Origin of the sequence: Streptomyces sp. C, assembly GCF_000158895.1 — a bacterium.
GTDB classification, from domain to species: domain Bacteria; phylum Actinomycetota; class Actinomycetes; order Streptomycetales; family Streptomycetaceae; genus Streptomyces; species Streptomyces racemochromogenes.
Genome location: NZ_GG657752.1, coordinates 21248 through 29796, shown reverse-complemented (window position 1 = coordinate 29796; position 8549 = coordinate 21248). Strand labels below are relative to the sequence as shown.

Annotated in this window: 7 protein-coding genes and 1 pseudogene; all 8 read right to left on the bottom strand. The window is 73.7% G+C overall.

The window, feature by feature from the left end:
• A pseudogene (locus tag SSNG_RS42775) lies at positions 1 to 235 on the bottom strand (MFS transporter); the annotation flags it as partial.
• Between the two features lie 162 nt (positions 236 to 397).
• The gene (locus SSNG_RS36350) at positions 398 to 2776 is read right to left on the bottom strand and encodes an SDR family oxidoreductase (protein ID WP_042804857.1); all 2379 of its coding nucleotides are present in this window, start codon (positions 2774 to 2776) and stop codon (positions 398 to 400) included.
• 61 nt (positions 2777 to 2837) lie between these two features.
• Complete coding sequence (locus tag SSNG_RS36345) at positions 2838 to 3107, bottom strand: acyl carrier protein (protein WP_007268987.1); 270 nt, start codon at positions 3105 to 3107, stop codon at positions 2838 to 2840.
• 95 nt (positions 3108 to 3202) lie between these two features.
• The gene (locus tag SSNG_RS36340) at positions 3203 to 4420 is read right to left on the bottom strand and encodes a ketosynthase chain-length factor (protein ID WP_007268986.1); all 1218 of its coding nucleotides are present in this window, start codon (positions 4418 to 4420) and stop codon (positions 3203 to 3205) included.
• On the bottom strand, positions 4417 to 5685 hold the full coding sequence (locus SSNG_RS36335) for a beta-ketoacyl-[acyl-carrier-protein] synthase family protein (RefSeq protein ID WP_007268985.1): 1269 nt from the start codon (positions 5683 to 5685) through the stop codon (positions 4417 to 4419). Before SSNG_RS36335 ends, SSNG_RS36340 begins: the two co-directional genes overlap by 4 nt.
• Before the next feature lie 40 nt (positions 5686 to 5725).
• Positions 5726 to 6055 (bottom strand): TcmI family type II polyketide cyclase, encoded by a 330-nt coding sequence (locus SSNG_RS36330; protein ID WP_007268984.1) that lies wholly within the window; start codon positions 6053 to 6055, stop codon positions 5726 to 5728.
• A 30-nt stretch (positions 6056 to 6085) separates the two neighbouring features.
• Positions 6086 to 6754, bottom strand: coding sequence for a TetR/AcrR family transcriptional regulator C-terminal domain-containing protein (locus SSNG_RS36325; RefSeq protein ID WP_007268983.1), 669 nt, complete (start codon positions 6752 to 6754; stop codon positions 6086 to 6088).
• Between the two features lie 97 nt (positions 6755 to 6851).
• Positions 6852 to 8321, bottom strand: a complete 1470-nt coding sequence (locus SSNG_RS36320) for an FAD-dependent monooxygenase (RefSeq protein ID WP_007268982.1) — start codon at positions 8319 to 8321, stop codon at positions 6852 to 6854.
• Positions 8322 to 8549: the final 228 nt, after the last annotated feature.

The window sequence follows — 8549 nt, the reverse complement described above, 5'->3', positions numbered from 1 at the left end:
GCCGGCCCAGCCGCTCGACCAGCCGGCCGCCGAACAGCAGCAGCCCGCCGAAGCCGGCCGCGAAGCCGCTGACGAGCCACTGCACCCGGGTGACGGACAGCCCCAGGCCGCTGCCGACGGACGGCAGGGCCACCAGGGTCGCGGACACCTCCAGGGCGTCCACCAGCATGTTGGCGGCGAGTACGGACACCAGGGCCCAGCGGGCCCGGGCCCGGCCGCCGGACCGGGTGTTCATCGGGTGTGCACGCTCGCCTTTCGCAGGAGGGGACGGGGACGGGGACGCGGGAGAAGGGGGCGGGCGGCCCGGGGAGGGTTCCCCGGACCGCCCGCCCGCCGCCGGCGCGGCGCGTGGGTTGTGCGCCGGCGGGGTCTCGGGCCCTCGGCTGGGTCTCGTGGATCAGCCGAGGAGGGTGCCGCCGGTGGCGTCGACGAAGGAGCCGGTGATCCAGCGCGCCTCGTCGGTGGCGAGGAAGGCCACCACGTCGGCGACGTCCTCCGGCTCGCCGACCCGGTTGAAGGCGGACAGCCCCGCCATGTACTCGACGGCCTCCGGGATGTCGAAGACGGGGCTGCCGTTGCGGGTGATGCCGGGCGCCACCGAGTTGATGGTGATGCCCCGGGGGCCGAGGGCCTTCGCGAAGTGCAGCGCGAGCTGTTCGAGCGCGCCCTTGCTCATCGCGTACGCGATCTCGTCCGGGTTCGCGAACCGGGTCAGGCCGGAGGAGATGTTGATGATGCGGCCGCCGTCGGGCATGTTCCGCAGCGCCCGCTGGATCAGGAAGAAGGGCGCCTTGGCGTTGACGGCGAAGATCCGGTCGAACTGCTCGGGGGTGACCTCGTCCGCCGGGACCCCGCCCATCACCCCGGCGTTGTTGACCAGGATGTGCAGGTCGGTGGAGCCGGTGCGGTCCAGCAGTTCCGCCTCCAGCGCGGTGAACAGGGTGTCCGCGTCCCCGTCGACGCCCAGTTCGGTGCGCAGCGCGAAGGCGCGGCCGCCGTCCTTCTCGACCGAGGCGACGACCTCGTGGGCGGCCGCCTCGTCCTGGTGGTAGTGGACGGCGACGAGCGCGCCCTCCTCCGCCAGCCGCATCGCGGCCGCCCGGCCCATGCCCCGGCTCGACCCGGTCACCAGCGCGGTGCGGCCCGTGAGCCGCTCCGCCCCGGCGCCGGTCCGCGCGGGGACCGCCGCGGGCGCGGTGAGCACCGCGGCGGGGGCGCCGGCGGTGGCCGGTGCCGGGGGCCGGACGGTGGGCTCCCCGGTCCGCTCGGGCCCGAACCAGCGGCCCAGCGCCCCGGCGAGCGGGCCCGCGTCCGGCCCGTCGGCCCAGACCACGTGGCCGTCGGGGCGTACCAGTACGGCGGTCACCGCTTCCGCGGCGGGGCCGCCCGCCTCCGGGCCGGCGGTGACCGAGGCGGCGGCCACGGTGCGGACCCGGCCGGCCCAGGGTGCGGCCGCCTCGGCGAGTTCGGCCCGGCGGGCCTCGTCGCCGGGCGGGAGGAGCAGCAGGCCCCGCCCCGGACGCAGCAGTTCGAAGGTGCCGGTGCCGCCCTCGGCGGTGGTCACCGCCCAGTGCGGCACCCTCAGGCCGAGCAGCCCGGAGCCGTCGCCGCCCTCGCCGCCGTCGCCGACCGCGTGGCGTACCGAGAGGCCCGAGATCAGCCCGGCCAGGTGGGCCCGTACGTTCTCGCTGGCGGTGAGCTCGGCGAACACCTCCCGCACCGCGTCCACCTCGGGACCGCCGAGCAGCAGCATCGCCTGGGTGCGGACGTTGCCCTGGACGGCCTTGCCGACGGGGTGCCGTTCGGCGTGGTAGCTGTCGAGGAGTTCCTCGGTGCCGTGCCCGGCGATCCGGGCGCCCAGCTTCCAGCCGAGGTTGAAGGCGTCCTGGAGCCCGAGGTTGAGGGACTGGCCGCCGATCGGCATCTGCTGGTGGGCGGCGTCCCCGGCGAGCAGGAGCGGGCCCCTGCGGTACTCGGCGGCCTGCCGGGAGGCGTCGCCGAACGAGTTCACCCACAGTGGGGTGCCGGAGCCGATGTCCTCTCCGGTGATGCGTTTCCAGGCGTCGGCGACCTCCTCGAAGGCGGGCTGCCCGGCCCGGGGGCGGGCCCCGAACTCGTGCACCATCACCCGGGTCACCCCGTCGGGCCGGCGGGCCGCGATGGCCAGTCCGCCCGCCAGCCGCTCGAAGCGGCGGTTCGGGACGTCGATGCCGGCGACGTCGGCCCGCAGCAGTTCGCGTTCGGCGTCGGTGCCGGGGAAGCCGAAGCCGCCCAGGCGGCGTACGGCGCTGTTCTCGCCGTCGCAGCCGACGAGGTAGGGGGCCCGGAAGGCCAGTTCCTCGCCGCTGTCGGTGCGTACGGTGGCCAGAGCCCCGTCCGCCGTCGTGGTCAGCCCGGTCAGCTCGTGGCCGCGCCGGATGTCCGCGCCGAGGTCGGCCGCCCATTCCCCGAGGACTTCCTCCAGGCGGGTCTGGGCGACCTTCCACTGCCCCGGGTAGGGGCCGGGCAGGCCGAGGTCGAGGGGTATGCCCCCGAAGTGGCCGGCGTTCTCGCGCGGTACGTCGCCGAGGCGTTCCAGCAGGCCTCGGCTGTCGAGGATCTCCACGGTCCGGGCGTGCAGGGACGACGCCCGGGACTCGGCGGTCGGCGCGGTGAGCCTGTCGAGCACCACCACGTCCGCCCCCGCGAGCCGGAGTTCTCCGGCGAGCAGCAGTCCGACGGGGCCCGCGCCGACCACGATCACCTGGGTGTCGGTGCAGTCCTGATCGATGGCCATGGGCGTACTCCCTTTCTGTGGGCTGGGATGGGGGGTGTGGTGGCGGGTGCTGCGCGACGCGTCAGGCGTCGACGGAGACCTTGAGGTGCTGGTTGACGGCTTCGACGAGGGTGCGCGGGGTGCTGTTGTCGCTGAAGACGTCGTCGTCGAGCGTGATGCCGAACTCGCGCTCGATGCGGCCACCGGTCTCCAGGAGGGCCAGCGACTCGTAGCCCAGGGCCTCGAAGTCGGCGTCGAGGATGTCGCCGTCGAGGTCGACGGCCTCGTCGGCGCCCGCACCCTCCAGGAGGATCCGCTTGAGGTCGTCGAAGGTGAATTCCTGCTTGGACACGGTGGGTCCTTTCATCGGTCTTCCGCGACCGGGGAGTCCGGCCGTGGGAGTTCTGTCGTACGGGGTGGGGCAGGGGTGGGACGGCGGTGGGCGGCTCAGTCGACGGCGCGCAGGACGGCGGCGGAGTTGAAGCCGCCGTGGCCGCGGGCCAGGACGAGCGCGGTGCGCACGGAGGCGGTCCGGGAACGCCCGGCCACCAGGTCGATGTCGTAGGCGGGGGAGAGCTCGACGTTGGTGGTCGGCGGGATCAGCCCCTCGCGCATCGCCAGGACCGCGCTGACCACGTCGACCGGCGCGCCGCCGGCGCCGAGCCGCCCGGTCATCGTCTTGGGCACCGTCACCGGCACCCGCCGCGGACCGAACACCGCCGTGATGGCCTCGGCCTCCACCCGGTCCAGGTCCACGACACCGGCGCCGTCGGCGAACACCACGTCCACCTCGTCCGGATGACAGCCGGCGTCCGCCAGCGCACCCTCCAGCGCCCGCCGCAGACCGGGCTCGCGCCCGCTGCCCGGCCGCGGATCGAACGTCGCCGCGTACCCGGCGAACTCGGCGTAGACGTTGCGCCCGCCCCGGGCCCGGACACTGCCCTCGTCCTCCAGGACGACGATCGCCCCGCCCTCACCGGGCACGTATCCCGACGCCGCCCCGTCGAACGGCAGATACGCACGCTCGGCCTCGTCGCTGAGGGAGAGGGATCCGCCGGCCAGGTGCGCGGCCCATCCGAAGGAGCAGACGGAGGCGTCGAAGCCGCCGGTGGCGATCAGCCGGCTCCCCTTGCCGAGCCGCCGCCGCGCGTACGAGAACGCCTCCAGCCCGCCGGCCTGGTCGCCGACCACGACTCCGGCCGGACCCCGCAGGTCGTTGCGGACCGCGATCTGGCCGCTGTTGACGGCGTAGAACCAGGCGAAGGACTGGTACGCGCTCACGTGCCTCGCGCCCTGGCTCCACAGCTTGCGCAGCTCCCGCTCGCCGAACTCCAGGCCCCCCGACCCGGCAGCGGTCACCACACCCATGTCACAGGGGTGGACGTCCCCGGGTGCGATGCCCGCGTCCGCGAAGGCGCAGTCGGTGGCGATCAGGGCGAGCTGGGTGACCCGGTCGGTCTGCGGCACCAGCCGCCCCGGCAGGTGGTCCCCCGCCTCGAACCCGTGGACCTCCCCCGCCAGACGCGCCGGGTACGACGAGGCGTCGAAGCGGGTCACGGGCCCGATCGCGTTCTTCCCGATCCGCGTCGCCGCCCAGAAGTCCTCCACGCCCAGCCCGCTCGGCGCCGCCACACCGATACCGGTGATCAGGGTCCTGCCGCTCACGGCAACCTCCTGTCCGGCCGGGCCAGCACCATCGCGCTCTGGAACCCCCCGAAGCCACTGCCGACCGTCAGCACCGCGTCCGTGCGGTGCTCCCGCGCCACCACGGGCACGTAGTCCAGATCGCAGTCGGGGTCACGGGTGCGCAGGTTCGCCGTCGGGGGCACCACGTGGTGCTCCATCGCCAGCACCGACGCCGCGATCTCCAACGCCCCCACCGATCCCAGCGAATGCCCGATCATCGACTTGATCGAACTCACCGGAACCCGGTAGGCGTGCGGCCCCAGGGCCAGGCGGTACGCGGCCGTCTCGTGGGCGTCGTTCTGCTTGGTCCCCGAGCCGTGCGCGTTGACGTAGTCGAGGTCGGCGGGGCCGAGGTGCGCCTCGTCGAGGGCGACCGTGACGGCCTCGGCGAGCTCCCGTCCGTCGGGGCGCAGGCCGGTCATGTGGAAGGCGCTGGAGCGGGAGGCGTAGCCGGCCACTTCGGCGTAGACGCGGGCGCCGCGGGCGCGGGCCGCTTCCAGTTCCTCCAGCACGAACACGGCCGCGCCCTCGCCCAGCACGAAACCCTTGCGGGTCGCGTCGAACGGCCGCGACGCCCGCTCCGGATCGTCGTTCAGCGTCGTCGTCGCCTTGATCGCGTCGAAGCACGCCAGCGTCAGCGGGGTGATCGGCGCGTCCGTCGCGCCCGTCACCATCACGTCCGCGGCTCCCTCGCGGATCAGGTCCACCGCATGGGCCACGGAGTCGATCCCCGCGGTGCAACCGGAGGACACCACCGTCACCGGCCCCTCCGCACCCACCGTCCACGCCACCTCCGTGGCGAAGGAGCTGGGTACGAAGTGGTCGTGGAGGTGCTGGGGCGCCCGCGTGTGGTCGACGGCCTGGAGCCGGCCGTCGAGGCTGGCCGCGCGGTACGCCTTGTCGAGGCTGCTGACGGCTCCCACTCCGGTGCCGATGCTGACGCCCGTGCGGTAGGGGTCGAAGCCGGCGGGGTCGAGGCCGCTGTCCTCGACGGCCTCGCGGGCCGCGACCACCGCGAACTGGGCGGCGCGGTCCATGCGGCGGATCTCGTCCTGCGTCAGGCCGTGCAGCTCCGGCAGGAAGTCGGCCTCGGCCGCCACCCGGGAGCGGAATCCGGAGGCGTCGAAGTGGGTGATCTCCCGCGTCGCCGTGCGCCCCGAGCACAGCAGTTCCCAGAACTCCCGGACACCGATGCCTCCCGGCGCCAGTACCCCGATGCCTGTGATGACTACCCGGCGGGCCACGAGCGGTGCCCTCCCGTCATCTGCGCTGATCCGGCGGACGTCATTCGGACGCCGTCCAGTCGTAGAAGCGCGTGGCCATCGCGTCGGCCGGCGTGCGCCAGGTCTCCGGGTCGTACGGCTGGATGAACGGCTGCAGGTCGTAGCTGATCTTCATGAAGCGCGGGTCGTTGCGGGACGCCTGGATGCGCTCGCCGCCGTCGTCCTCGGCGAAGTCCTGGAGGTGGAAGTAGAGGCCGTTGTACGTGAACAGGCGCCGGCGCAGGGTGCCCATGCGGTGCGGCATGTCCGTGTTGTCGAACTCGGCGAAGAGCTGGGCGACCTCGGCGCTGGAACGGACGTCCATCCGCGCCACGATCAGGTTGCTGTGCATCTTTTCTACTCTCTCCAGGGATCGGCGGGGTCAGCGGGAGGTGGTCGGGCCGTACAGCCGGATGAAGTCGTCGACTCCGTCGGCTATCAGCGCGTCCTCCTCTTGTCGTCCGAGCGGCAGCGCGCCGTGGAAGGAGCGCTGCACGACGGACGAGGGGACCAGCAGGATGAAGCGTTCGGCCGCCTGGTCGGCGTCGGTGATGCCGAGCAGGCCGCGGTCGGCGACCTGGCGCAGCCGGCGGGCGAGTTCACGGCGGGCCTGGCGGGGGCCGGTGGCCTGCCACTTGTCGACGGCCTCGGCGGGCAGGGTGGTGACCTCGGCGCTGATGTGCCGGACGATCGCGAAGTGCTCGCGGAAGGCCTCCAGCGGCGCCAGCCAGGCCCGGCCCAGGGCGATCAGGTCGGCCCGCAGGTCGGTGATCTCCGCGAGGTGGCTCTCGGCGACGGCCGCGAGGCAGGCCGCGACGGAGGCGGAGCTGTCCAGCAGTACGCCGAGCAGCAGTTGTTCGTGGTCGGGGAAGTGCCGTGCCACGACGTTCGTGCCCACTGCGGCCTCGGCCGCGGTGGCCTCGGCGGTGCAGCGCCTCCAGCCCTCGCGGGCGAGGACGGTCCTGGCCGCCCGTACGATGTCGCGGCGTTCCCCGTCGTGGCCGGCCGGGCCGGCGGGGAGGCGCTCGATCGTTGCTTGCGGCGTTGCCATGTGTGGTTCCTCCGATTGACGTTCTCGTCCGGCCGCCGGTTGGGGCGGCCGTCAGGGGGTGCGCCGGTCGTCAGCGGCCCGCGGGCCGGGGGTCCCGTCAGGGGGTCCCGAACCAGCGTTCGAGCGCCATCGGCAGGTCGTGGTGGCTGCCGGGCGCGGCCCATGCCACGTACCCGTCGGGCCGGATCAGCAGGGCGGTGGTGTCGTGCGCCGCGCCGGTCCCGGACGCCGCCCCGCGCGGCCGGGCGGTGACGGTGTCGACCCGCTCCGCCCAGGCCGCGGCGCGCTGGCGCAGCCGGGGGTTGTCCGCCAGGTCGAGGAGCACCCCGCGGGCGGGGCGCAGCAGTGCGGTGCTGGAGGTGGGGCCGTCGGGGCCGGTGAGCTCCAGGTCCGGCATGCGCCGGCCGAGCAGCGGGTGGCTGCCCCGGCCCACGTCGTAGGTGATCTCCAGGCCGGTGACCATGGCGGCGAGGTGCCGGGCGACGTCCTCGTATCCCATGAGTTCGCGCAGGGAGTCGCGCAGCGGCTGTACTTCCGCGCCGCTGAGGAACAGCAGTCCCTGGGCCCGGGTGTTCATCAGGAGCCGCCGGCCGACGGGGTGGCGCTCGCCGTGATAGGTGTCGAGCAGGGCGAGCGGGGCCCGGCCGAGTACGACGGAGGCGAGCTTCCAGCCGAGGTTGACGGCGTCCTGGATGCCGGTGTTCATGCCCTGCCCGCCGGCGGGCAGGTGGATGTGCGCGGCGTCCCCGGCGAGCAGGACCCGGCCGCGCCGGTACTCGGTGACCTGTCGTGCCGCGTCGCCGAAGGCGCTGACCCACACCGGTTCGGCGGCCGAGATGTCCTCACCGGTGAGCCGCTGCCAGGCGGCGGCGACCTCGTCGAAGGACGGCGGGCTCTCGCGCCGGCGCGGCGGGGTGCCGCGTTCGCAGACGACGATGCGGGTGGTGCCGCCGGGCAGCGGGCCCACCATGACCATGCCGCCGGGCAGGGTCTCGCCGATCATCCGGGGCTTGAGTTCGATGCCCTTGATGTCGGCGAGGTACATCTCCATGGTGGCCGCCGAGCCGGGGAAGTCGAAGCCGGCCGCCTTGCGCACGGTGCTGCGGCCGCCGTCGCAGCCGACCAGCCAGCCGGCGCGCAGGGTGTGCGTGCCGTCCGGGCCGCGGACCTCGACGTCCACGCCCTCGCCGTCGTCGTGTACGGAGAGCACCTCGTGGCCGCGGCGGATGTCGGCGCCGAGGGAGGCGGCCCATTCCTCCAGGTGCGTCTCCGTGACGGACTGCGGCACGGTCTTGGCGGCCTGGCAGGCGCCGTCGAGCACGCCGAAGTCCAGCGGCAGTCCGCCGAAGTGGCCCTGGGTGCTGCGCTCGATCTCGCCGAAGCGTGCGAGCAGGCCGCGCTGGTCGAAGGTCTCCAGGGTGCGGGTGGTGAAGCCGAGCCCGCGGGATTCGCCCGTACGCCGGTCAAGGCGTTCGAGGACGACTACGGCGACTCCCGCCAGCCGCAGTTCGCCGGCGAGCATCATGCCCGCGGGACCCGCGCCGACGACGATCACAGGGGCGTCCATCACGTCTCCTTGAATTCAGCCTCCGGAGACAGTGCACCGGATCTTGACTACAAGGTTCTTCGGCCGCGAGCGGCCGTTCAATGGCGCTGGATTCAGGAGTAGGTCAGGTTCCACAAGGCCCCGTGCGGTGCGTCGGACGGGGGAAAAGGGAATGTCAAACACCGGTCAGACGGCCGGATCCGGACCCTGCCGGAGGCCGTGCTGACCGGTGTGGAGTGCTGCTCGGTG